Raw genomic sequence first — 23,445 nt, 5'->3', positions numbered from 1 at the left:
GCCAGTGTGTCCCTCGCTGGCGCCACCGGCACGCTGAGCGACCCCAACGTGGGCAACAACAAACTGGTGACCGCCACAGGCGCCACCGCGACTGCCCACGACAGCAACGGGCTGCCCGTGTACGGCTACCTGCTGACAGGTGTGAACGGCAACATAGGGCAGGTCAGACCAGCCATCCCCATCATCAGCCTGAGCGGAGAGCGTTTCTACGACGGCACGAACGTGGTGAAGGCAGGCATGTTCATCATGAGCGGGCTGATCAGTGGCGAGACACTGACACTCAGCGGAGCCGGCACGGTGGCCGACAAGAACGTCGGCGCCAACAAGCAAGTCAACCTGGGCAGCCTGACACTGGGCAACGGAAGCGGCCAGGCCAGCAACTACACGTTTGACGGCGGCACCTTCCTGGCCACCATACTGCCGCTGACCATCAGCAACATCAGCGGCCTGACAGCAGCCAACAAAGTCTACGACGGCACCACCAAAGCCACCATCAACACCAGCAACGCCGTCCTGAGCGGCATCCTGGCCGGCGACAGCGTCAGCGTGCAGAGCGCCACCGGCACCTTTGCCGACAAGAACGTTGGCGTCGGTAAAAACGTGGCCATCACCAACCTGAACTTCGGCGGCGCCGACGCGCAGAACTACCTGTTCAGCACCAACAGCGCCACGGCAACAGCCGACATCAGCAAGGCCACCATCAGCGCCATCAGCGGCATCGCCATCAACAACAAAATCTACGACGGCACCACCAACGCCACCCTGGCCGCCAGCGCCCCCGTGCTCACCGGCGCCATCGCCGGCGATGAGCTGGGCATCAGCGTGGCCAGCGCCAGCTTTGCCGACAAGAACGCCGGCATCAGCAAGAGCGTCAACCTCAGCGGCATCGCCCTGTCCGGCAAAGACGCCCAGAACTACACCCTGAGCGCCCCCAGCACCGCCACCAGCAACGCCAACATCAGCAAAGCCGTCCTCAGCAACGTCAGCGGCATCACCGGCGTGGACAAGACCTACGACGGCACCACCATCGCCAACATCGACGCCAGCCACGCCCAACTCAGCGGCGCCGTCAGCGGCGACAACCTCAGCCTGAGCGGCATACAAGCCAGCTTCGCCGACAAGAACGCCGGCGTCGGCAAAACCATCAACCTCAGCGGCTTCACGCTGGCCGGCAGCGACGCCGCCAACTACCTGCTCAACTTCCAAACCGCCACCACCAGCGCCACCATCAGCCCCGCCGTGCTGCAATTGAGCGGCATCAGCGTGGCCGACAAGGTCTACGACGGCACCACCAGCGCCACCATCACCACCGCCAACGCCAAACTCGGCGGCATCATCGGCAGCGACAGCGTCAGCCTGGCCGGCTTCGGCAAAGCCCTGTTCGCCGACAAGAACGTCGGCACCAACAAGGCCGTCAGCATCACCGACCTGCAATTGAGCGGCACGGATGCCGCCAACTACGCCCTCACCGGCAGCGTGGCCGCCGGTGCCGCCAGCATCACCCCGCTGGCCCAGGTCAGCTGGACCGGCGCGGGCGGCGGCAGCTGGAGCGACGCCAACAACTGGGCCGGCAAAGCCATCCCCGACGGCAGCAACGTGCTGGCCGTCAACATCCCCGCCGGTGCCGGCAACGTCATCTTCGACATCACCGCCAGCCTGCAAAGCCTGACCAGCGCGCGCCCCATCGTGCTCAGTGGTGGCAGCCTCACCGTGGCCTCCGCCATCAACCTGGGCGGCTACAGCCAAAGCGCGGGCACTCTTACCGGCGGTGCCGGCATGACCGTGAGCAACAGCTTCAGCCAAAGCGCAGGCAGCATCAACCTGAGCGGCCCGCTCACCGCCACCCAGAGCAGCGGCAGCATGCAGGTGGGCACCATCAGCGCACCGGCCATCACACTGAGCGCCAACAACGGCGCCATCAACCAAGGCGGCGCCTTTACCACCGCCTCCTTGAGCACCAGCTCCAACGGCGGCACCAACCTGACGGCTGGCGGCAACAAGATCAGCAGCATCAGCGCCAGCAACACCGGCAGCGGCGACATCACCCTGGTCAACACCGTGCCGCTGAACATCACCGGCATGAGCAACAGCGGGGGCAACGTCAGTGTGGACAACACCGGCGGCGTGGTCACCGGGCAGCAAACGGTGAGCGCCAGCGGCAAGATGACGATCGCCGCGCACAGCCCGCTGACCATAGGCCCGGGCGGGGTGCAGGCTGGCGGCGACATCGTGCTGACGGCTGGCAGCAGTGCTGGCCAGGACGACCTGACCATCAACGGCCCCATCAACTCCAGTGGCGGCAGCGTGCAGCTCACGGCGGGCGACAACCTGCTGCAAAACGCCAATGTGAGCGCGCCAGCCGGTGCGGTGACGGCCAATGTGAGCGGGCTGATCTCGGGCGCCGGGGTGGCCACGGGCAAGGACGTGAACTACACCTCGGGCGGGGTGACAGTGCCGCCGCCGGGCTCGGCTGCGGTGACGGTGATCCAGACGCTGGTGAGCACCTTCAGCGACAGCTTCAAGGACCAGTCCAGCCCGGCTGCGGGTGCGGGCGGTGCCTCAGGTGGGGGCTCCACCCAGGACCCGGCGGCCGCCAAGGACAAGAAGAAGGACGATCTGGTCGTCGCAGCCGATTCCAGCCTGTGTAAATAGGCCCCCACGCTCGCCCACTGCGTGTGGCTCGCTGCCCCCCAAGGGGGCCGCAAATCCCCTTGGGGCGGCCCGGCGGGGATTTAGGCCTCGCAGGCCTATAGCAGCCGCTTCAGGTAGTGCCCGGTGTGGCTGGCCGGGTTGGCCGCCAGGTCTTCCGGCGTGCCCATGCCCACCACCTGACCGCCGCCGGCACCGCCTTCGGGGCCCATGTCGATCAGCCAGTCGGCCGTCTTGATGACGTCCAGGTTGTGTTCGATCACCACGATGGTGTTGCCGGCGTCGCGCAACTGGTGCAGCACCTTCAACAGCAGGTCGATGTCGGCAAAGTGCAGGCCGGTGGTGGGCTCGTCCAGGATGTACAGCGTGCGGCCGGTATCGCGCTTGCTCAGCTCCAACGCCAGTTTGACCCGCTGCGCCTCACCGCCTGACAGCGTGGTGGCGGCCTGGCCCAGCTTGATGTAGCTCAGGCCCACATCCAGCAGTGTCTGCAGCTTGCGTGAAATGGTGGGCACGGCCTGCATGAAGTCGTAAGCGGCTTCCACCGTCATGTCCAAAATCTGCGCGATGTTGCGGCCCTTGTACTGCACCTCCAGCGTTTCGCGGTTGTAGCGCGCGCCGTGACAGACATCGCAGGGCACATAGACATCGGGCAAGAAGTGCATCTCCACCTTCACCATGCCGTCGCCCTGGCAGGCCTCGCAGCGGCCGCCGGCGACGTTGAAGCTGAAGCGCCCGGGGCCATAGCCGCGCTCCTTGGCCACCGGCATTTCGGCCATCAGCTCGCGAATCGGCGTGAACAGGCCGGTGTAGGTGGCCGGGTTGCTGCGCGGTGTGCGGCCAATGGGCGACTGGTCGACGTTGATGACCTTGTCGAAATACTCCATGCCCTCGATGGCCTCGTGCGGTGCCGGTTCGTCATGCGCGCGGTACAGCTGGCGCGCCACGGCGGTGTACAGCGTGTCGTTGACCAACGTGGACTTGCCCGAGCCCGATACGCCGGTGACACAGGTCAGCAGCCCCACCGGAAAGGCCACGCTGACGCCCTTCAGGTTGTTGCCCGTGGCCTTGATGACCTTCAGTGCCTGCAGCTTGCCCTGCGTGGCCAGGTGCACCGCTTGGCGCTCGGCGCGGGCGATGCTGGCGGCGGTGACCGGGAAGCGCGGCTTGCTGTCCGCCTTGCTGGCCTTCACGGGCTCTGCCGGTTCGGCGTGCACCACCGGCAGCCAGGGCGTGCGGCGCTTGGGCACGGCGATTCTCAGCGTCTGTGCCAGGTAGCGGCCGGTCAGCGACTCGGCGTTGTCCCGCACCTGGTCGAAGGTGCCCTGGGCCACCACCCGGCCGCCGTGCACGCCGGCGCCCAGGCCCATGTCGATGATGTGGTCGGCCGCGCGCATCATGTCCTCGTCATGCTCCACCACCAGCACGCTGTTGCCGATGTCGCGCAGGTGCTTCAGCGTGTCGATCAGGCGGTCGTTGTCGCGCTGGTGCAGGCCGATGCTGGGCTCGTCCAGCACATACATCACGCCGGTCAGGCCCGAGCCGATCTGCGAGGCCAGGCGTATGCGCTGCGACTCGCCGCCGCTCAGCGTGTCGGCGCTGCGGTCCAGGCTGAGGTAATTCAGCCCGACGTCGTTCAAAAACTTCAGCCGCAGGCCGATTTCGCGCACCACCTTCGCCGCGATCTCGCCCTTGGAGCCGGGCATGTGCAGCTTGCTGAAGTAGGCATGGCTCTCGCGCAGCGTGGCGTGGCTGATCTCGAAGATGGACTTGCGGTGCGCGCGCCCCGCCCCTGGCGTGTCGTCCACCAGGTACACGTGGCGCGCTTCACTGCGCAACCGGGTGCCGCCGCAGTCGGTGCAGGGCTGGGTGTTGCGGTAGCGCGCCAGGTCTTCGCGCACCAGGGCCGAGTCGGTCTCGCGGTAGCGGCGCTCCAGGTTCGGGATCACGCCCTCGAACGGGTGCTTGGGCGTGATCTTCTTGCCCTTGGAGGCGCCCGAGTCGATCACGTAGGTGAACTTGATCACTTCCTCGCCCGAGCCGTGCAGCACCACCGCCTGCACGTCGGCCGGCAAGTCCTCAAAGGGCTTGTCGACGTCGAACTTGTAGTGCTTGCCCAGGCTTTCCAGCAACGCGAAGTAATAGCCGTTGCGCCGATCCCAGCCCTTGATGGCGCCGCTGGCCAGGCTCAGGCTGGGGAAGGCCACCACCCGCGCCGGGTCAAAAAACTCTTGCACACCGATGCCGTCGCAGGTCGGGCAGGCGCCCACCGGCGAGTTGAACGAAAACAGCCGCGGCTCCAGCTCGCTGATGGAGTGGCTGCACACCGGGCAGGCGAACTTGGCGTTGAACAGGTGCTCGCGCCCGGGTTGGCCCTCCGGCGCGTCCATCTCCAGCGCCAGCGCGCGGCCATCGGCCAGCTTCAGCGCCGCCTCGAAGCTCTCAGCCAGGCGCTGCTTCAGGTCGGCGCGCACGCGCAGGCGGTCCACCACCACGTCGATGTCGTGCTTCTCGGTCTTCTTCAGCTTGGGCAGGTCGTCAAACTCGTAGGTCTGCCCGTTGACGCGAAAGCGCACATAGCCTTGCGACTGCATGCCGGCAAACACGTCCAAGAACTCGCCCTTTTTCTCGCGCGCCAGCGGCGCCAGCACCATCAACCGGGTGTCCTCGGGCAGGGCCAGCACGGCGTCCACCATCTGGCTGACGGTCTGGGCCTGCAGCGGCAGGTCGTGGTCTGGGCAATAAGGCGTGCCGGCGCGGGCAAACAGCAGGCGCAGGTAATCGTGGATCTCGGTCACTGTGCCCACGGTGGAACGCGGGTTGTGCGAGGTGGCCTTCTGCTCGATGGAAATGGCCGGGCTCAGGCCCTCGATCACGTCCACATCGGGCTTGTCCATCAGCTGCAGGAACTGGCGCGCGTAGGTGGACAGGCTTTCCACGTAGCGGCGCTGCCCCTCGGCATACAGCGTGTCAAAGGCCAGGCTGGACTTGCCCGAACCGCTCAGGCCCGTGATCACCACCAGCTGGTTGCGCGGGATGTCCAGGTCCACATTCTTCAGGTTGTGGGTGCGCGCGCCGCGCACACTGATGTGGCGCTGTTGCAGGGCTGCGGCCAGGTAGGCGCCGTCGGTAGGGGTGTTCAAGGTATTCGGTACTGCGGAAAACAACCCTCCATGATAGGGCCCAGCGGGTTTCTTGGCTTGTCAGCCGGATTCGACCAGTTGGTGCGCCGCGCTGGCGTCCAGTTCCAGGCCGTAAATGCGCTTCAGCTCGGCGATGCGCTGCAGGCTGGCCGGGCCAAAGGCGGTCTTGCCCTCAAAGGCATGCAGCACGATGCCCTCCACCAGGTCGCCCAGGCTGAGGTCGTGCAGCTCGGCCAGCGCCTTGAGCACTTTGAGCATGCGTTTTTCAATCCGAATGCCGGTTTGCACCCGTTCCACCACGTGGCGTGCGGCTGCTGGTTGAGCGGCATCTTTCGGGGTTTTGGCGGGGGTTTTCATGCGGCCTCCGGCAGCGGCGGCACGGCTTGGGCCAGCAGGAACTGCTGGCGCGCCAGCTCGGAGTCCAGCACCTGCGGCGGGTAATAGCGCTGTAGCAGCTGCGCGTTGCCAAGGTCCGGGTGCCGAGCCAGCAGGTCTTCCCAGCCGGCCACGCCGCCGTCGCGCATGCCTTGGGCCACCAGGCTCATGAAGGCCACGGTTTTGGTCTCGTGGTACAGCATGGCCTTGCCAATGCGCGCCGCAAAGTGCTTCAGCCCGTCGCGCATGGCGATGCAGGCCTCCAGAAACGGCATGGCCTGCAAATAGCCATAGGCCACGCGCACATGGGCGCCGTGGCCAAACTGCGCCGGACTCAGGTCGCCCTGTTCAAAGGCATGGATGAACTCTGCATCGGTCATGGTGCGATCCCGTCAGCGAATAATGGTACTATTGTACCAAAATAACAAACTGGGTTTTACCCCTTCGAATCTGCAGCCCGGGTTTCCCGGCTGCAAACCGGCCGCAACTGGCTGGATAATCACCCCATCTTCTGGAGAAAACCTGACATGGCATCCGTCAACAAAGTCATCCTGGTCGGCAACTGTGGCCGCGACCCCGAAATCCGTTATCTGCCCTCTGGCCAGGCCGTTGCCAACGTCACGCTGGCCACGTCCAGCCGCCGCAAGGACAAGAACACCGGCGAAACCATTGAAGACACCCAATGGCACCGCGTCACCTTTTATGACCGCCTGGCCGAGATCGCCGGCGAATACGTGAAGAAGGGCCGCCCCATCTATGTGGAAGGCCGCCTGAAGTACGGCAAGTTCACCAACAAGGACGGCGTGGAGCAGAACACCTGCGACATCATCGCCACCGAAATGCAGTTATTGGGGAGCCGCGAAGGCATGGGCGGCCCCAGTGGCGGCGGTGAAGAAGGCGGCTACGACAACGCGCCGCGTCGCTCGGCCCCGCCGCCGGCCCGCGCTGCCGCGCCTGCTGCGCGCCCTGCTCCGGCGGCCAAGCCGTCGAGCGGGTTTGATGACATGGATGACGACATTCCGTTCTGAATTTCCGAATGCCCGTTGGTTGGCTGGGATCAGGCCGCGGCGGCGCTCAGCTCCGCGGCTGTCCCCCGGGCCTGCGGCCCTCCTCCTTAATGCCGCTGCGCTGAACGCCACCACGACCTGATCCCGCGAGCGTGGTTGGCGTGCCAGCATAGGTATTCCAACGTCGCGCCTGTCAATGGTCCCGATGTCGCTGGGGCGCGTGGCGGAGGGAAATCAAGGAGGAGGCCCGCAGGGCCGGGGGACATTCCCGTAGTCACGCGCACTAGCGGCGTCGGCAGCTACCACTCAGCAACGAACGGCGCTAGCGGACTCAGGCCTGACCGCCGGCAATCACTCCACCGCCCAGGCAGACGTCACCGTCATACAGCACCGCCGACTGCCCCGGCGTCACCGCCCACTGCGGTTCGGAGAAATCCAGCGCAAAGCTGCCATTGGCATGCGGCGCCAATGTGCATCCAGCATCGCTTTGCCGGTAGCGCGTCTTGGCGGCCAGCACCCCGGCCGAGGGCGCTTCGCCGCTGACCCAACTGGCATCGCCCGCCTCCAGGTGGCTGGACTGCAGCCACGGGTGCTCATGGCCCTGCACCACCCACAACGTGTTCTTTTCAACATCCTTGCGCGCCACAAACCAGGGCGCGTGCTCGCCGCCGCCCTTTTGCGCGCCCTTGGCCTTGACGCCGCCAATGCCCAAGCCCTGGCGCTGGCCCAGTGTGTAGAAGCTCAGGCCCTGGTGCTGGGCGATGGTGCGGCCTTTGTCGTCCTTGATGGGGCCGGGCTCCTTGGCGATGTAGCGGTTCAGGAACTCGCGGAACGGCCGCTCGCCGATGAAGCAGATGCCGGTGGAGTCTTTCTTTTTCGCGTTGGGCAGGGCAATCTCGCTGGCGATGCGGCGCACCTCGGTCTTGTGCAGCTCGCCCACCGGGAACAGCGTCTTGGCCAGTTGCGCCTGGCTGAGCCGGTGCAGGAAGTAGCTCTGGTCCTTGGACGGGTCCAGGCCTTTCAGCAGCTCGTGCCTGCCGGTGGCGTCGTTCAGGCGCACACGGGCATAGTGGCCGGTGGCGATTTTCTCCGCGCCCAGGCGCATGGCGTGGTCCAGAAAGGCCTTGAACTTGATCTCGGCGTTGCACAGCACGTCCGGGTTGGGTGTGCGGCCGGCCTGGTATTCGCGCAGGAACTCGGCAAACACCCGGTCCTTGTACTCGGCGGCGAAGTTCACGTGCTCGATCTCTATGCCCAGCACATCGGCCACGGCGGCGGCGTCCACGAAGTCGATGTTGGACGAACAGTATTCGCTGTCGTCATCGTCTTCCCAGTTTTTCATGAAGATGGCCACCACCTCGTGGCCCTGCTGCTTCAACAGGTGCGCGGTGACGGCCGAGTCCACGCCGCCACTCAGGCCCACCACCACGCGGTGCCGGGCCTTGCTGCTGTTGCTGATTGCTGCTGACATGGCGGGCAATTATCCCAGGGGTGGCTTTCACCCACGGCTTGGGCTGGAATGGCTGCCCGCTGAGCGAGCGCTCGCTGACACCCATTGACCAGTCGCCGGGCAGGTGCTTCAATCGTTGCGGATCGCGCAGTGCCGGTTTTTCAACTCGCAGGAGAAATTTCCATGACCCACATCGTCAGGTTCAAGACCCCCCGTTCCCTGTTGCTGGGCGCTGCCCTGTTGGCGGCTTGCACGGTCTGGGCGCAAACGGCGCCCGCGCCGGCCCCCATGCCCGCCAACCCGCTGGACACCATTCCGGAAAAAATGCCGTTTGATGTGCCCTATGGCACGCCCATCACGCTGGAACGGGCCGATGCCGTGCTGAACGCCGCCCTGGGCGAGGCCAAGGCCAAGAACTGGAAGCTGATCTGCGCGGTGATGGATTCCGGCGCTAACTTGGTGTCGTTCAAGCGCATGGACGGTGCCCAGCTGGCCTCGATCGACATCGCGCAGCACAAGGCGCGCACTTCGGCCAAGTTCCGTCGCGAGACCAAGGCGTTTGAGAGCGGTGTGCAGGGCGGCCTGACCTACATCGTGACGCTGGACGACGTCATCGCCTCGCGCGGTGGCATTCCGCTGCTGGAAGGCGGCAAGCTGATTGGTGCCATAGGCTGCTCCGGCGGCACGGGTTCGCAGGACGAGGTGGCGGCCAGGGTGGGGGCGGCGCTGGTCAAGTAAGTAAGGCGGCGTTTGCGGGCGGCCGGCTCAGGTGCCGGCTGGCTTCGGCTGCGCGCTGACGCTGGGCTCGGTGTGCAGCAGCGTCAGCGGGAAGCGCTGGCCGGTCAGGTAGTCCTCCACGCAGCGCAGCAGCAACGGGCTGCGGTGGCGTGCCTGGCTGGCGCGGATTTCGTCTGGCGTCAACCACAGGGTGCGCACAATGCCGGTGTCCAATGCGCGGCCGGGCTCCAGCTCGCCCAGTTCGCCGCAGAAAGCGAAGCGCAGGTAGGTGATGTCGTCGCCGGTTGCCACATCGGTGGCGGCGCGCTGGCGCCGCGTCATGTAGACGCCCACCAGGTGGGTGGGGGTGAAGCGGTGCGCGGTTTCTTCCAGCGCTTCGCGCGCGCAGGCGTCCGCCAGTGCCTCGCCCGGGTCCAGGTGACCGGCCGGGTTGTTCAGCAGCAGCGCTGTGCCATCCTGCTCTTCCACCAACAGGAAGCGGCCTTCGCGCTCGATGATGGCGGCCACGGTGACGTTGGGTTTCCAGCGGGTGTCCATGGAGCATTATGGGCAGGTGCCGGCGCGTGCAGGCCTGGTGAGCACCAGTCGCTTGGGCGATACCCCCAGGTTATTCCCGGCAAACCGGCTGGAAAACTCGGGTAAGCTTCGCGAAAGATTCAAACAGCCCCAGGAGTCGCCCCATGCTGATTGGTGTGCCCGCCGAAACCACGGTGGGAGAAACCCGCGTCGCCGTCACCCCCGAGACGGCGAAAAAACTCAAGGCCCAAGGCCACACCGTGCGTGTGCAAAGCGGCGCCGGCCTGGCCGCCAGTGTGACGGACGAGGCCTATGTCGCCGCCGGCGCCGAGGTCACCGACGCTGTCGGCGCCTTCGGCTGCGAGCTGGTGCTGAAGGTGCGCAGCCCGTTCGACAACGAAATTGCCCAGATGAAAGCCGGCACTGCGCTGGTGGGCATGCTCAACCCGTTCGACGCCGAGGGCCTGCAGCGCCTGGCCGCCGCCAACCTGACGGCCTTTGCGCTCGAGGCGGCACCGCGCACCACGCGCGCGCAGAGCATGGACGTGCTGAGCTCGCAGGCCAACATCGCCGGCTACAAGGCGGTGATGATGGCCGCCGACAAGTACCAGCGCATCTTCCCCATGCTGATGACGGCGGCCGGCACCATCAAGGCGGCGCGCGTGGTCATCCTGGGTGTGGGCGTGGCCGGGCTGCAGGCCATCGCCACCGCCAAGCGCCTGGGCGCGGTGATCGAGGCCTCCGACGTGCGGCCCAGCGTGAAGGAACAGGTGGAGTCACTGGGCGGCAAGTTCATCGATGTGTCCTATGACACGCCGGAAGAAAAAGAAGCCGCCCAGGGCGTGGGCGGCTATGCCAAACCCATGCCGCAAAGCTGGCTGGACCGCCAGAAGCTGGAAGTGGCCAAGCGCGTGGCCCAGGCCGACGTGGTGATCTCCACCGCGCTGATTCCCGGCCGGCCGGCACCAACGCTGATCACCGAAGACATGGTCAAGAGCATGAAGCCAGGCTCGGTGATCGTCGACATCGCCGCCGGCAAGGGACCCAATGGGGGCGGCAACTGCCCGCTGTCCGAGGCCGACAAGACGGTGGTGAAGCACGGTGTGACCATCATCGGCGAGACCAACCTGCCGGCACGGGTGGCGGCGGATTCATCGTCGCTGTACGCGCGCAACGTGCTGGACTTCCTGAAGCTGATCCTGCCCAAGGATGGCGGCCTGAAGGTGGACCTGGAAGACGACATCGTCGTGGCCTGCCTGATGGCGCAGGGTGGCGAAGTCAAGCGCAAATAAAGCCAAGAAGAACTGGACGAGGAATCACTGCACCATGGACATCCTGTCTCCCACCGTCACCAACCTGATCATCTTCGTGCTGGCCATCTATGTGGGCTACCACGTGGTGTGGACCGTCACGCCCGCGCTGCACACGCCGCTGATGGCGGTGACCAACGCCATCTCCGCCATCGTCATCGTCGGCGCCATGCTGGCGGCTGCCATGACCGTCACGCCGCTGGGCAAGAGCATGGGCGTGCTGGCGGTGGCACTCGCCGCCGTGAACATCTTCGGCGGCTTCCTGGTCACGCGGCGCATGCTGGAGATGTTCAAGAAGAAAGAAAAGAAAGCAGCGCCCGCAGGAGACAAGCCATGAGCATGAACCTTGTCACGCTGCTGTACCTGCTGGCCAGCGTCTGCTTCATCCAGGCGCTGAAGGGCCTGTCGCACCCCACCACGTCGATACGCGGCAACGTGTTCGGCATGACCGGCATGGCGATCGCCATGCTGACCACGGGGGCGCTGATCTTCAAGCTGTCGCAGGGCAACCTGGAAGGCCTGGGCTATGTGCTGGTCGGCCTGGTGGTGGGCGGCGGCTACGGCGCCTACCGTGCCAAGACGGTGGAAATGACCAAGATGCCCGAGCTGGTGGCCTTCTTCCACAGCATGATCGGCCTGGCGGCGGTGTTCATCGCCGTGGCGGCGGTGGCCGAGCCGAAAGCGTTTGGTATTCCTGACCCCATCCCCACCGGCAACCGGCTGGAGCTGTTCCTGGGTGCGGCCATTGGCGCCATCACCTTCAGCGGCTCGGTGATCGCCTTTGGCAAGCTGTCGGGCACCTACAAGTTTCGCCTGTTCCAGGGCGCGCCGGTGACGTTTCCCGGCCAGCACCCGCTGAACCTGGTGCTGGGCCTGGCCATGCTGGGCCTGGGGCTGACCTTCATGTTCACCGGCAGTTGGGAGGCCTTCTTTGCCATGCTGGCGCTGGCCTTCGTGATGGGCGTGCTGATCATCATCCCGATCGGCGGCGCCGACATGCCGGTGGTGGTGTCCATGCTGAACAGCTATTCCGGCTGGGCGGCGGCGGGGATCGGCTTTTCGCTGAACAACGCCATGCTCATCGTGGCCGGCTCGCTGGTGGGCTCGTCGGGCGCCATCCTGAGCTACATCATGTGCAAGGCCATGAACCGCTCGTTCTTCAACGTCATCCTGGGCGGCTTTGGCGGCGAGGCCGTCACGGCGGCGGCCGGCGCGGCGGTGCAGCGCTCGGTGAAGAGCGGCAGCGCTGATGATGCCGCCTTCGTGCTGGGCAATGCCGAAACCGTGGTCATCGTGCCCGGCTATGGCCTGGCGGTGGCGCGCGCCCAGCACGCGGTGAAGGAGCTGGCCGAGAAGCTCACGCACAAGGGCATCAGCGTCAAGTACGCCATCCACCCGGTGGCCGGGCGCATGCCGGGCCACATGAACGTGCTGCTGGCCGAGGCCGAGGTGCCCTACGACCAGGTGTTCGAGATGGAAGACATCAACGGTGAATTCGGCCAGGTGGACGTGGCCATCATCCTGGGCGCCAACGACGTGGTGAACCCTGCCGCGCACACCAAGGGCAGCGCGATTTACGGCATGCCCATCCTGGAGGCCTACAAGGCCAAGACCGTGATCGTCAACAAGCGCTCGATGGCGGCAGGCTATGCCGGCCTGGACAACGAGCTGTTCTACATGGACAAGACCATGATGGTGTTTGGCGACGCCAAGAAGGTGGTCGAGGACATGGGCAAGGCGCTGGAAGCGTAGCCGTAGCCGCGCCCCATGCCCCGGTGTTGCCGGGGTCTGGGTGTGCGCCTCTAAACTAGGGAAAACCTAGGCCGGCGCCGCCAGCACAGCGGGGGACAATGCCGCAGTCTGGCTGAAAAAAATTGGAGACACTCGCATGACAGAACGCATCTGGCTGAAGGCCTATCCCAAGGACGTGCCCGCCGACATCGACGTGGCGCAGTACACCTCGCTGGTGGCGTTGATGGAGGAAAGCTTCAAGAAGTACGCCGACCGCACCGCCTACAACTTCATGGGCAAGGAAATCAGCTTCGGGCAGACCGACACGCTGAGCCAGGCCTTTGCCGCCTACCTGCAGGGCCTGGGCCTGGCACGCGGCGACCGCGTGGCCATCATGATGCCCAACTGCCCGCAGTACCCGGTGGCGGTGGCCGCCATCCTGCGCGCCGGGCTGGTGCTGGTCAACATCAACCCGCTGTACACGCCGCGCGAGCTGGAGCACCAGCTGAAGGATTCCGGCGCCAAGGCCATCGTCATTCTTGAGAATTTCGGCGTCACGCTGGAAAAGTGCATTGCCAACACCCCCGTCAAGCACGTGGTGCTGTGCGCCATGGGCGACCAGCTGGGCCTGCTGAAGGGCGCGCTGGTCAACTATGTGCTGCGCAGTGTCAAGAAGATGGTGCCGACCTACAACCTGCCTGGCGCCGTGCGCTTCAACGACGCCGTGTCCATCGGCGCGCGCGGCAAGCTGAATGCACCGGCCATCAAGGCCGACGACATCGCCGTGCTGCAGTACACCGGCGGCACCACCGGCGTGTCCAAGGGCGCGGTGCTGTTGCACAAGAACCTGATCGCCAACGTGCTGCAAAACGAAATCTGGGCCAAGCCGCTGCTGGACCAGGTGCCGGCCGGCCAACAGCTGGTGGAGGTGTGCGCGCTGCCGCTGTACCACATCTTCGCTTTCACCTACTGCATGATGCTGGCCATGCGCTCGGGCGGCCAGTTGATCCTGATCGCCAACCCGCGCGACCTGGCCGGCTCGCTGAAAGAGCTGTCCAAGCACAAGATCCACATCTTCCCTGCCGTCAACACCCTGTTCAACGGCCTGGCCAACCACCCCGACTTCAAGCTGGTGGACTGGAGCCACCTGGTGGCCGCCACCGGCGGCGGCACCGCGGTGCAAAGCGCGGTGGCCAAGCTGTGGCTGGAGAAGACCGGGCGCCCCATCCTGGAAGGGTATGGCCTGAGCGAGACCTCGCCCACCGCCACCGGCAACCCGGCCACGGCCACCGAGTACAGCGGCTCCATCGGCGTGCCCATGCCCAACACCTGGCTGAAGCTGCTGGACGACGACGGCAACGAGGTGCCGCAGGGCCAGTCCGGCGAAATCGCCATCAAGGGCCCGCAGGTGATGGCCGGCTACTGGCAGCGCCCGGACGAGACCGCCAAGGTGATGACGCCCGACGGCTACTTCAAGACCGGCGACATCGGCGTGATGGACGAGCGCGGCTACTTCAAGATCGTCGACCGCAAGAAGGACATGGTGCTGGTCAGCGGCTTCAACGTCTTCCCCACCGAGCTGGAGGATGTGGTGGCGCAGCTTGAGGGCGTGATGGAATGCGCCTGCGTGGGCGTGCCCGACGCCAAGACCGGTGAGGCGGTGAAGCTGGTCATCGTCAAGAAAGACCCCAACCTGACCGAAGAGCAGGTGCGCGCCTATTGCCGCGAAAACCTGACCGGCTACAAGCAGCCCAAGGTGGTGGAGTTCCGCACCGAGTTGCCCAAGACGCCGGTGGGCAAGATCCTGCGCCGGGAGCTGCGAGAAAAATAACCAACCCCTACCATCCTGTACCATGCAAGAGGCGGCCACGTGCCGCCTTTTGTTTTTTGGACACCGTTTCGTACATGCCATGACCACCGCAATATTGAGCGCTTTGCGCGAGGAGCAGGACGGCCTGCTGGCACTGCTGCACGCGCCGCAAAAGTTGCAGCGCGCCGGCCGCGACTTCTGGCGCGGTGACTTGCATGGCCGGCCGGTGGTGCTGGCGCTGTCGCGCGTGGGCAAGGTGGCCGCCGCCACCACCGCCACCGCGCTGGTCGAGGCGTTTGACGTGCAGCGCATCGTCTTCACCGGCGTGGCCGGCGGCATAGGGCAAGACGTGCGGGTGGGCGACATGGTGGTGGCCGAGACGTTCGTGCAGCATGACCTGGACGCTTCCCCGCTGTTTCCGCGCTACCAGGTGCCGCTGTACGACAAGACCGGCTTTGACTGCGACGCCGCGCTCACCCAGTTGCTGGCCGAGGCGGCGGCGGACACGCTGCAAAGCCTGGGCGCCAGTGAGCTGCTGCAACAGAGCCAGCTGAACAGCGCACCGCCGCAGGTCCACCGCGGCCTGGTGGCCACCGGCGACCGCTTTGTGAATGGCGTACAAGAGGCGCTGGCGCTGCGCTCATCCCTGCGCAACGCCGGCTGGGCGCCGCTGGCGGTGGAAATGGAAGGCGCCGCCGTGGCCCAGGTGTGCCATGACTATGGCATACCTTTCGCCGCCGTGCGCACCATCTCGGACCGCGCCGACGACCAGGCGCACCTGGACTTCGCCAAGTTTGTGGCTGAGGTAGCCAGCCGGTATGCGTTGGCCACGGTCGAAGGCCTGCTAAGGCGGTTGTGAAGACCTGAATTCCCGCCGGGCCGCCAAGGGGAAGCTACACGCAGTGAGTGACCGTGGGGGTCATTTCAGCCAACCGCGTTTGCCGAAGTACCACATGGGTATCCAGGCGGAAGCGATCATCAGCGTGATGGCCACCGGGTAACCCCACATCGAATCGGTCTCCGGCCACTGGTACTTGAAGTTCATGCCGTAGATGCTGGCCACCAGCGTGGGCGGCAGCAGGGCAACGCTGGCCACCGAGAAGATCTTGATCACCTTGTTCTGGTTGATGTTGATGAAACCCACGGTGGCGTCCATCAGGAAGTTGATCTTGTCGAACAGGAAGGCGATGTGCGAGTCCAGCGAGTCCATGTCGCGCAGAATCTGGCGCGCCTCCTCGAACTGCTCGGCGTTGAGCATCTTGCTGCGCATCATGAAGCTGACCGCGCGGCGCGTGTCCATCACGTTGCGGCGTATGCGCCCGCTCATGTCCTCGTGGCGCGCGATGGCCGCCAGCGCCTCGCCGGCGATGGCGTCGGTGACGCCGCCGGCCAGTACCTTGCGGCTGACCAGTTCCAGCTCGTCGTAGATGCCTTCCAGCGTGTCGGCCGAATACTCGGCGTCGGCGTCGAACAGCTTCAGAAGCACTTCCTTGGCGTCTTCGATCAGCCCGGGCGCGCGTCGCGCGCGCAGGCGCAACAGGCGGAACACCGGCACGTCCTCGTCGTGGATGGAGAACAGCACGCCCTTGCTCTTGAGCTCGTCATTGGCCAGGTTCAGTATGAAGGCTACACGCACCGCGCGCGGGTCGGCGTCGTCGGCCACCAGGAAGTCGCTGCGAATGTGCAGGTCGCCGTTGTCCTCGGCGTAGAAGCGGGCGGATTCCTCGATGTCCTCGTCCATCGCGTCTTCCGGGATGGACAGGCCGTAGTACTGTTTGACCCAGCGCTTTTCTTCGGGCGTGGGTGCTTCCAGGTCCACCCAGATGGGCTGGAAGCGCGACAGCTCCTCCAGCGACTCGATCTCTTCTTGAAACAGCCGGCCATTGGCCAGCGAGAAAATGTTCAGCATTTGGGGTCAGATTCCAATTATTTGTTGGCAACGAAGGGGGTGGGCCGGTCGCTGCCGAATAATTGGAATCTGACCCCAATTGAATTCGTCACGCTACCGGCCGCGAGAAGGGCTGGTTTCCATGGGAGTGTCCCGAAGTGGCGTTGCGGAAATTATCGCACTGGCCGGCGGTCAAGGGGTGTTGAAAAATGCCATTAACTCAGCTTTACGCGCATGGGCGTCGCTTTCACCCATCGCGATCAGCGACTGGATGAACCCGGGCTCGAACAGCAGGTAGCTGGCCAGCGCGCCGCCGCCGCCGCGCAGCACACCCAGGCCGGCCAGTGCGTGGCGGGTGGCGGTGGGCAGCTCCATCACGTGCTGGTGGGCCATGGCGTCCAGCGACTGCGTAGGCTGGATGGCCATCACGTCCACACTGCGGTAAGGCATGGCGGCAGCGCTTTCGCGCGGCATGCGCTTCAAGGTCTGGCTGACGCGCTGGGTCTGCTCCACGTCGGCCTGCAGCGTGTCGTGGAACACGCTGGCCATCGCGTGGCCGGCAATATTGGCCAGCGTGGGCCGGCGGGCAGACGCCTCACCCACCGCCCCCAGCCCCGAGCGCTCCGGCTGGCCAGCACCCACCACCAGCACCTTTTGCGCGCCCAGGTGCAATGCCGGCGACAGCGGTGACACCTGGCGCATGGAGCCGTCGCCAAAGTATTCGTTGCGGCCCTGCATGGCAATGGCGGTGGCGGGGAACAGGAAAGGAATGGCGCTGGAGGCCATCAGGTGGTCGATGGTGATGGCGTGGAACTCGGCCCGCCGCCCAGGCCGTGTCCAGCCCTGGAAAGGATCGTCCTGCGCGGTATGGCAAAACGTCCAATGCGTGCCGGTGCTGTAGCTGGACGCGGTGACGGCCAATGCCGCCAGCGTGCGGCTGCGCAAGCCGTCCTCGATGCCATCCAGCGCAATGCATTTTTTCAAGGTATCGACCAGCGGTGCGGTGTCCAGGATGGCGCCATGCAAGCGCGCCTGACGCGACAGAGCAAAGGCGGCCGCCACCTTGCTGTGGCGCACCCAGGAGGGCACGTTGAGCCGGTACACATCGGTTGAGCGTATGTTGCCCCAGAACTGCGCCAGCAGGCTGAAGGCGTCCAGCCCGCGTGCGGTTTGCCCAGCCAGGAAACTGGCGTTGATGGCGCCAGCCGAGGTGCCCACCAGGATCTGAAATGGAAAGTGTTTGGGGGCGCGCGCCTCGTTGCGCAGCAGCGCGCCCAAGGCGCGCAGCACACCGACTTGGTAGGCGGTGCGGGCACCACCGCCCATCAGCACCAGGGCGCTGGCCGGCCGTTGGGGGCGGGTCAATCCGGCAGAAATGACAGTATCCAGGCTCATTGAAAAATCTTATCGGGTGCAAACCTTGTGGTGCAGAGGGATTTTGCGGATATGTACAGGCCCCTGGCAAGCGCAGGCTGTGCATTCATCCAAAACTATTGATGAAATCTGCCGGCGTGTCGTGACTTATTACAAAATTTTGACTTGCGTCAGTCCAAAAGCCATTGCTTTTCGACCGCTTCGGGCGCATAGTGAATTCAACGGCCCAACGGTTTTGTTTTCATTTCCCAGGTTTCGGTTTCGCGTCACATCCTGCCTTTTCCCACTCCTGTCTCCCTGTAAAACGCATGTTGGCCCGCAGCACACCCATCGCAAAAGTTTTTCGCCGTGTCGCCCCGTTTTTTCTGCGGGCGGCTTTCTCAACCTGATGACAACAGGAGGTCATTCATGAACTTGACGATCAGCGGTCACCATTTAGAAGTTACCCCAGCGCTGCGCAATTACGTTACGACCAAGCTTGATCGCATTACCCGACACTTTGACCAGGTTGTCGACGTCAAAGTCCTGCTGTGCATTGAGAAGCAGAAGGAAAAGGAACGACGACAACGTGCGGAGTGCAACATCCATGTCAAAGGCAGCGACATGTTTGCTGAAAGCTCCCATGCTGATCTGTATGCTGCCGTCGACGAACTGGTGGACAAGCTGGACCGCCAGGTCGGCCGCCACAAGCAGCGCCTGAAGGACCACCACCACGAGGCCCCGAAGCGCTTGATGTGATGTAAGGTGCCTGTTGTGAACAGGCACCTTGTGACAGGGACAGGGTTCTCGCCCTTGTCAAGCCGCACTGCACCCAGTGCGGCTTTTTTTCGACTGTTTTACCTAAGCCGGTCCCCGGCTGACCGCGCAAGCGCGTTATTTGACGGTTTTCTTGCATAATCTTCTGCTGTACTGCACCATGAACCGTCTCGCATCCATACTGCCCGTTACGCATGTCCTTGCGCAACTGGAGGCCACCAGCAAGAAACGCGCTTTCGAGGAGGCTGGCCTGTTGTTTGAAAACCAGCATGGCCTGAACAGTTCCCTGGTCACCGACAGCCTGTTCGCCCGCGAGCGGCTGGGCTCCACGGGCCTGGGCCATGGCGTGGCGATTCCGCATGGCCGCATCAAGGGGTTGAAGAACCCCATGGCCGCGGTGTTCCAGTTGGCCCACCCGATTGGGTTTGATGCACCGGACGAACAGGCCGTCGGCTTGCTGATTTTCCTGCTGGTGCCCGAGGCGGCGACGCAGCGGCATCTGGAAATACTGTCCGAGATCGCTGAGTTGCTGAGCGATGCCGGCTTGCGCGACAAGCTCAATGCCAGCGCCAGCGCTGCCGAACTGCATGGGCTGATTGCTGGTTGGCAATCGGCCCAGGTGGCCTGACCCACCGCTGACGCGCCGCGACCCGCATTTGATGTGAAACCCACCGTCGTCAGTGCCGATGTCCTGTTTGAGGAATTTCGCGGCAGCCTGAAGTGGGAGTGGGTGGCCGGCCTGGGTGCTTCCGAGCGCCGATTTGACGAGGTGGCGGTGCGTGCCGCCCGCTCTGGCGCCGACCTGGTGGGCTACCTGAACTACATCCACCCCTATCGGGTGCAAATCCTGGGCGAGCGCGAGGTCGCCTACCTGACCAATGCCACGCCGGAGGACTGCGCCCGGCGCATCTCCCGCATCGTCACGCTGGAGCCGCCGGTGCTGATCCTGGCCGACGGCCAGTCGGCGCCGGACGCGCTGCTGTCCATGTGCGAGCGGGCGCAGATTCCCATGTTCGCCACCCAGGGCTCGTCGGCGTTTGTCATCGACGTGCTGCGCGCCTACCTGTCCAAGCACTTTGCCGACCGCACCTCCATGCACGGCGTGTTCATGGACATCCTGGGGTTGGGTGTGCTGATCACCGGCGAATCCGGCCTGGGCAAGAGCGAGCTGGGGCTGGAGCTGATTTCACGCGGCAACGGCCTGGTGGCCGACGACGCGGTCGACCTATTCCGCATCAACCAGAACACCATCGAAGGCCGCTGCCCCGAGCTGCTGCAAAACCTGCTGGAAGTGCGCGGCATCGGCCTGCTGGACATCCGCGGCATCTTTGGCGAGACGGCGGTGCGCCGCAAGATGCGCCTCAAATTGATCGTGCACCTGGTGCGCCGCGAGACCCTGGAGCGCGAATACGAGCGCATTCCCTACGAGCCGCTGACCCAGGACGTGCTGGGCGTGCCGGTGCGCAAGGTGGTGATCCAGGTGGTGGCCGGCCGCAACATCGCCGTGCTGGTGGAGGCCGCCGTGCGCAACACCATCCTGCAGCTGCGCGGCATTGACACCTACCAGGAATTCGTCGAGCGCCACCGCAAGGCGATGGAGCGGGGAGGCAGTTAACCGTGTGCCGCGTGCCCGCGCGGGCCGCTGACGGGCCGGTTGGGGCACTTGTCCTTGGTGCAGGTGGCATACAGGCTGAGCGCATGGTCCGAGATGGAAAATCCTTTGGCCTTGGCCACCGCCTGTTGGCGCTTTTCGATTTCGGCGTCGAAGAACTCTTCCACCTTTCCGCAATCCAGGCACACCAGGTGGTCATGGTGCTGGCCCTCGTTGAGCTCAAACACCGCCTTGCCGCCTTCAAAATGGCTGCGGCTCAGGATGCCGGCCTGCTCAAACTGCGTCAGCACCCGGTAGACGGTGGCCAGGCCGACGTCCGAGCGGTCGTCCAGCAGCACGCGGAACACGTCTTCGGCCGTCATGTGGCGTTGCGCGCCCTTTTGGAAGATTTCCAGGATTTTCAGGCGCGGCAGGGTGGCCTTCAAGCCAGTGTTCTTGAGGTCTTCTATGCTGTTCATGAGGGGTCTTTCCGCCTTTGGCCGTCTTTACGTCCGCGCGGGCCGCGCCGCTACTACAATGGCCGATCATATCGCTACCGCCTGCCCCATGCCTGATTTCCAACGCCGTTTCACCCGGACCTGCCTGCTTGCCGCCATGGGCGTGGCGTTGGCGGGCTGCACCAGCTTCGACAGCATGAGTAACAGCGTGGCGGGCGTGATCAAGCCCTACAAGATGGACATCGTGCAGGGCAACGTGGTCACGAAGGAACAGGTCGAAGCCCTGAAGCCCGGCATGACCCGTGTGCAGGTGCGCGATCTGCTGGGTACGTCCTTGCTGAGCAGCGTCTTCCATGCCGACCGCTGGGACTACGTGTTCACCTTCAAGCGCCAGGGCGTGCTCTCGCAGTCGCGCCGCGTCACCGTCTACTTCAAGGGTGACGCGATGGAGCGTTTCGAGGCCGATGCGCTGCCCACCGAAGCCGAATTCGTCGCCACGCTGGATTCCGGCCGCATCAAGGTCAAGGGCAACCCCAACCGCAACCTGACGGCCAGCGAAGAAGATCTGAAGAAATTCCCGGTGGCCCCGAAGAAGCCCGAGGCTGAGCTGCCGCCGCTGCCGGCCGCCTACCCGCCGCTCGAAACCACCGCCGGGCGCTGAGCCAGGGGCTGATGGTCATGACGCAGCCGCAAGCGCAGCACCGCGTGGCCGTGGCCGGCGCCAGCGGCCGCATGGGCCGCATGCTGGTGGAAGCCATCAGCCATGCCGACGACTGCCGCCTCAGTGGCGCGCTGGACGTGCCCGGCAACCCGTCGCTGGGCCTTGACGCCGCCGCCTTCCTGGGCCGCAACAGCGGCGTGGCCATCACCGCCGACGTGCGCGCCGGCCTGGCTGGCGCGCAGGCGCTGATCGACTTCACCCGCCCCGAAGGCACACTGGCGCACCTGGCGCTGTGCCGCGAGCTGGGCGTGGCGCTGGTGGTGGGCACCACGGGTTTTTCCGACGCGCAAAAGGCCGAATTCGCCGCCGCCGCCAAGGACATCGCCATTGTCATGGCGCCCAACATGAGCGTGGGCGTCAACGTCACCTTGAAGCTGCTGGAAATGGCCGCCAAGGCGCTGTCCACCGGCTACGACATCGAAATCATCGAGGCGCACCACCGCCACAAGGTGGACGCGCCCTCGGGCACGGCGCTGAAGATGGGCGAGGTCGTCGCCAATGCTCTGGGCCGTGACCTGAAGGATTGCGCGGTGTACGCGCGCGAAGGCGTCACCGGCGAGCGCGACCCCTCCAGCATAGGCTTTGCCACCATACGCGGTGGCGACATCGTGGGCGACCACACCGTGCTGTTCGCCGGCACCGGCGAGCGCATCGAGATCTCGCACAAGGCCTCCAGCCGCGCCGGCTACGCCCAGGGCAGCCTGCGCGCGGTGCGTTTCCTGGCGGGCAAGCCGCCCGGCCTGTACGACATGGCTGACGTCCTGCAACTGAAGTAGCGCGCCGCTGTTGACACCATGAGCTTCTGGCAGCTGTTCGCCCAGGGTGATCTGGTCATCAAGAGCGTGCTGCTGCTGCTGTTGCTGATGTCGGTGGGCAGTTGGGTGGTGTTGCTGTGGAAGGCCTGGCTGCTGCGGCGGGCGCTGGCGGATGTGGCACGCGGTACGGCAGCTTTCTGGCAGGCTGAATCGCTGGACGCCGCGCAGGCCCGTGTGCAGGCGTTTGACCGCAGTGGCATGGTGCTGCCGTTGGTGGTGGCCAGCGTGAACGCCATGCAAACAGGTGTCGGTACCACGCTGGGCCAAGTCGGTGAACGCTCACAACGTCTGACGCGGGTGCTGCGGGATGCGCTGCACGGCGTGTTGAACCGGCTGCAATTTGGCCAGGTGCTGCTGGCCACGGTGGGGAGCACCTCTCCGTTTGTGGGCCTGTTGGGCACCGTCTGGGGCATTTATCATGCGTTGGAAGGCATGTCCGGCGCCGGCCAGATCACCATTGACAAGATTTCCGGCCCGGTGGGCGAGGCGTTGGTGATGACCGCCGGTGGCCTGGCCGTGGCCATTCCCGCCGTGCTGGCCTACAACGTGCTGGGCCGCCTGATTGCCCGCATCGAAGCCGATCTGGAAGGTTTTGCGCTGGATCTGCGCGACCTGCTGGCACCTGCGTCCTCGCCAACGAGCCCGGCGCCCACATCATGAGTTTTGGCCGCCTGGAGCGCGCCCAGGGCGCCACGCCCATGAGCGACATCAACATGACGCCGCTGATCGACGTCATGCTGGTGCTGGTGGTGATCTTCATCATCACCGCGCCGCTGCTGGCCAGCACGCTGCGGCTGGACCTGCCACGCGCTGGCGGCGCCGTGCCGCGCGAGGCGCCGGCCTTTGCCAGCGTGGCGTTGACGGCGTCCGGCCAAGCCTACTGGGGCGATCAGCCGGTGTCTGGGCCGGAGCTGCAGCGCCGGCTGGCCGAACTGGGCGCTGCCAATCCGCAGGCCGAAGTGCAGTTGCGCGCCGACCAGGCCGTGCCCTACGGTCAGGTGGTGCAATTGCTGGGCGCCGCACAGCAGGCCGGCCTGAACCGCATAGGCTTTGTGGCGCAACCGCCGGCCCCTGCCAAGCCTTAGCAAGGCCTTGCCCCTAAAATTGTCCTTT

23 protein-coding genes are annotated in these 23,445 nt (G+C 65.1%); 15 read left to right on the top strand and 8 right to left on the bottom strand.

Annotated elements, in window-relative coordinates:
• The coding region (locus tag AC1DX2_RS25520) for a beta strand repeat-containing protein (protein WP_477199246.1) at window positions 1-2,652 on the top strand (2,652 nt) is incomplete at its 5' end.
• Between the two features lie 95 nt (window positions 2,653-2,747).
• Here AC1DX2_RS25520 and uvrA read toward each other — a convergent pair.
• From uvrA to AC1DX2_RS25505, 3 genes are read right to left on the bottom strand one after another with little or no spacing between them, the layout of a single operon-like run.
• Window positions 2,748-5,792 carry an excinuclease ABC subunit UvrA gene (gene uvrA / locus AC1DX2_RS25515; RefSeq protein WP_477199245.1) on the bottom strand — a complete coding sequence of 1,015 codons (3,045 nt, stop codon included), beginning with the start codon at window positions 5,790-5,792 and terminating at the stop codon, window positions 2,748-2,750.
• Window positions 5,793-5,852: 60 nt separating this feature from the next.
• Window positions 5,853-6,149, bottom strand: a complete 297-nt coding sequence (locus tag AC1DX2_RS25510; RefSeq protein WP_477199244.1) for a hypothetical protein — start codon at window positions 6,147-6,149, stop codon at window positions 5,853-5,855.
• Entirely contained in the window at window positions 6,146-6,547 is a 402-nt protein-coding gene (locus AC1DX2_RS25505; protein ID WP_477199243.1) for a hypothetical protein, read from the bottom strand. Before AC1DX2_RS25505 ends, AC1DX2_RS25510 begins: the two co-directional genes overlap by 4 nt.
• 147 nt (window positions 6,548-6,694) lie before the next feature.
• Between AC1DX2_RS25505 and ssb the strand changes: the two genes are divergently transcribed.
• The gene (gene ssb, locus AC1DX2_RS25500; protein WP_477199242.1) at window positions 6,695-7,195 is read left to right on the top strand and encodes a single-stranded DNA-binding protein; all 501 of its coding nucleotides are present in this window, start codon (window positions 6,695-6,697) and stop codon (window positions 7,193-7,195) included.
• A 310-nt stretch (window positions 7,196-7,505) separates the two neighbouring features.
• Here the strand turns inward: ssb and mnmA are convergent, their stop codons facing one another.
• The gene (gene mnmA, locus AC1DX2_RS25495) at window positions 7,506-8,645 is read right to left on the bottom strand and encodes a tRNA 2-thiouridine(34) synthase MnmA (RefSeq protein WP_477199241.1); all 1,140 of its coding nucleotides are present in this window, start codon (window positions 8,643-8,645) and stop codon (window positions 7,506-7,508) included.
• 162 nt (window positions 8,646-8,807) lie between these two features.
• Between mnmA and AC1DX2_RS25490 the strand changes: the two genes are divergently transcribed.
• Window positions 8,808-9,362, top strand: coding sequence for a GlcG/HbpS family heme-binding protein (locus tag AC1DX2_RS25490; RefSeq protein ID WP_477199240.1), 555 nt, complete (start codon window positions 8,808-8,810; stop codon window positions 9,360-9,362).
• Window positions 9,363-9,389: 27 nt separating this feature from the next.
• Here the strand turns inward: AC1DX2_RS25490 and AC1DX2_RS25485 are convergent, their stop codons facing one another.
• The gene (locus AC1DX2_RS25485; protein WP_477199239.1) at window positions 9,390-9,899 is read right to left on the bottom strand and encodes an NUDIX hydrolase; all 510 of its coding nucleotides are present in this window, start codon (window positions 9,897-9,899) and stop codon (window positions 9,390-9,392) included.
• 143 nt (window positions 9,900-10,042) lie between these two features.
• Here AC1DX2_RS25485 and AC1DX2_RS25480 point away from each other — a divergent pair, with 143 nt between their 5' ends.
• The 5 genes from AC1DX2_RS25480 (at window position 10,043) to AC1DX2_RS25460 (ending at window position 15,588) form a co-directional block, all read left to right on the top strand.
• The gene (locus AC1DX2_RS25480; RefSeq protein ID WP_477199238.1) at window positions 10,043-11,170 is read left to right on the top strand and encodes a Re/Si-specific NAD(P)(+) transhydrogenase subunit alpha; all 1,128 of its coding nucleotides are present in this window, start codon (window positions 10,043-10,045) and stop codon (window positions 11,168-11,170) included.
• Between the two features lie 34 nt (window positions 11,171-11,204).
• A complete protein-coding gene (locus tag AC1DX2_RS25475) occupies window positions 11,205-11,525 on the top strand; it encodes an NAD(P) transhydrogenase subunit alpha part 2 (protein WP_477199237.1) in 321 nt (106 codons plus the stop codon).
• Window positions 11,522-12,940, top strand: coding sequence for an NAD(P)(+) transhydrogenase (Re/Si-specific) subunit beta (locus tag AC1DX2_RS25470; RefSeq protein WP_477199236.1), 1,419 nt, complete (start codon window positions 11,522-11,524; stop codon window positions 12,938-12,940). The genes AC1DX2_RS25475 and AC1DX2_RS25470 overlap by 4 nt, the downstream gene beginning before the upstream one ends.
• A 136-nt stretch (window positions 12,941-13,076) precedes the next feature.
• On the top strand, window positions 13,077-14,750 hold the full coding sequence (locus AC1DX2_RS25465; RefSeq protein ID WP_477199235.1) for a long-chain-fatty-acid--CoA ligase: 1,674 nt from the start codon (window positions 13,077-13,079) through the stop codon (window positions 14,748-14,750).
• A 79-nt stretch (window positions 14,751-14,829) separates the two neighbouring features.
• The gene (locus AC1DX2_RS25460) at window positions 14,830-15,588 is read left to right on the top strand and encodes a 5'-methylthioadenosine/adenosylhomocysteine nucleosidase (protein ID WP_477199234.1); all 759 of its coding nucleotides are present in this window, start codon (window positions 14,830-14,832) and stop codon (window positions 15,586-15,588) included.
• Window positions 15,589-15,648: 60 nt separating this feature from the next.
• On the opposite strand, the gene corA is transcribed toward AC1DX2_RS25460, so the two are convergent.
• Window positions 15,649-16,638, bottom strand: coding sequence for a magnesium/cobalt transporter CorA (gene corA / locus AC1DX2_RS25455; protein ID WP_477199233.1), 990 nt, complete (start codon window positions 16,636-16,638; stop codon window positions 15,649-15,651).
• Window positions 16,639-16,809: 171 nt separating this feature from the next.
• Window positions 16,810-18,012, bottom strand: coding sequence for a patatin-like phospholipase family protein (locus tag AC1DX2_RS25450; protein ID WP_477199232.1), 1,203 nt, complete (start codon window positions 18,010-18,012; stop codon window positions 16,810-16,812).
• 387 nt (window positions 18,013-18,399) lie between these two features.
• Between AC1DX2_RS25450 and hpf the strand changes: the two genes are divergently transcribed.
• The 3 genes from hpf (at window position 18,400) to hprK (ending at window position 20,362) form a co-directional block, all read left to right on the top strand.
• A complete protein-coding gene (gene hpf, locus AC1DX2_RS25445; protein ID WP_477199231.1) occupies window positions 18,400-18,729 on the top strand; it encodes a ribosome hibernation-promoting factor, HPF/YfiA family in 330 nt (109 codons plus the stop codon).
• Window positions 18,730-18,907: 178 nt separating this feature from the next.
• Window positions 18,908-19,375: a PTS sugar transporter subunit IIA gene (locus AC1DX2_RS25440; protein ID WP_477199230.1), complete on the top strand. Its 468-nt coding sequence runs from the start codon at window positions 18,908-18,910 to the stop codon at window positions 19,373-19,375.
• Between the two features lie 33 nt (window positions 19,376-19,408).
• Window positions 19,409-20,362 (top strand): HPr(Ser) kinase/phosphatase, encoded by a 954-nt coding sequence (gene hprK, locus AC1DX2_RS25435; RefSeq protein ID WP_477199229.1) that lies wholly within the window; start codon window positions 19,409-19,411, stop codon window positions 20,360-20,362.
• Here hprK and fur read toward each other — a convergent pair.
• On the bottom strand, window positions 20,359-20,817 hold the full coding sequence (gene fur / locus AC1DX2_RS25430) for a ferric iron uptake transcriptional regulator (protein ID WP_477199228.1): 459 nt from the start codon (window positions 20,815-20,817) through the stop codon (window positions 20,359-20,361). The two genes, hprK and fur, sit on opposite strands and share 4 nt — an antisense overlap.
• Window positions 20,818-20,905: 88 nt before the next feature.
• Here fur and AC1DX2_RS25425 point away from each other — a divergent pair, with 88 nt between their 5' ends.
• From AC1DX2_RS25425 to AC1DX2_RS25410, 4 genes are read left to right on the top strand one after another with little or no spacing between them, the layout of a single operon-like run.
• Window positions 20,906-21,457 (top strand): outer membrane protein assembly factor BamE, encoded by a 552-nt coding sequence (locus tag AC1DX2_RS25425; protein WP_477199227.1) that lies wholly within the window; start codon window positions 20,906-20,908, stop codon window positions 21,455-21,457.
• 17 nt (window positions 21,458-21,474) lie between these two features.
• Window positions 21,475-22,293 (top strand): 4-hydroxy-tetrahydrodipicolinate reductase, encoded by an 819-nt coding sequence (dapB, locus tag AC1DX2_RS25420; RefSeq protein WP_477199226.1) that lies wholly within the window; start codon window positions 21,475-21,477, stop codon window positions 22,291-22,293.
• Between the two features lie 18 nt (window positions 22,294-22,311).
• Window positions 22,312-22,992 carry a MotA/TolQ/ExbB proton channel family protein gene (locus AC1DX2_RS25415; protein ID WP_477199225.1) on the top strand — a complete coding sequence of 227 codons (681 nt, stop codon included), beginning with the start codon at window positions 22,312-22,314 and terminating at the stop codon, window positions 22,990-22,992.
• Entirely contained in the window at window positions 22,989-23,417 is a 429-nt protein-coding gene (locus AC1DX2_RS25410; RefSeq protein WP_477199224.1) for an ExbD/TolR family protein, read from the top strand. The genes AC1DX2_RS25415 and AC1DX2_RS25410 overlap by 4 nt, the downstream gene beginning before the upstream one ends.
• The last annotated feature ends 28 nt before the right edge of the window (window positions 23,418-23,445 follow it).

It is taken from the genome of Hylemonella sp. P2_B10 (assembly GCF_056404875.1).
This window is presented reverse-complemented; position numbering and strand designations above follow the sequence as displayed.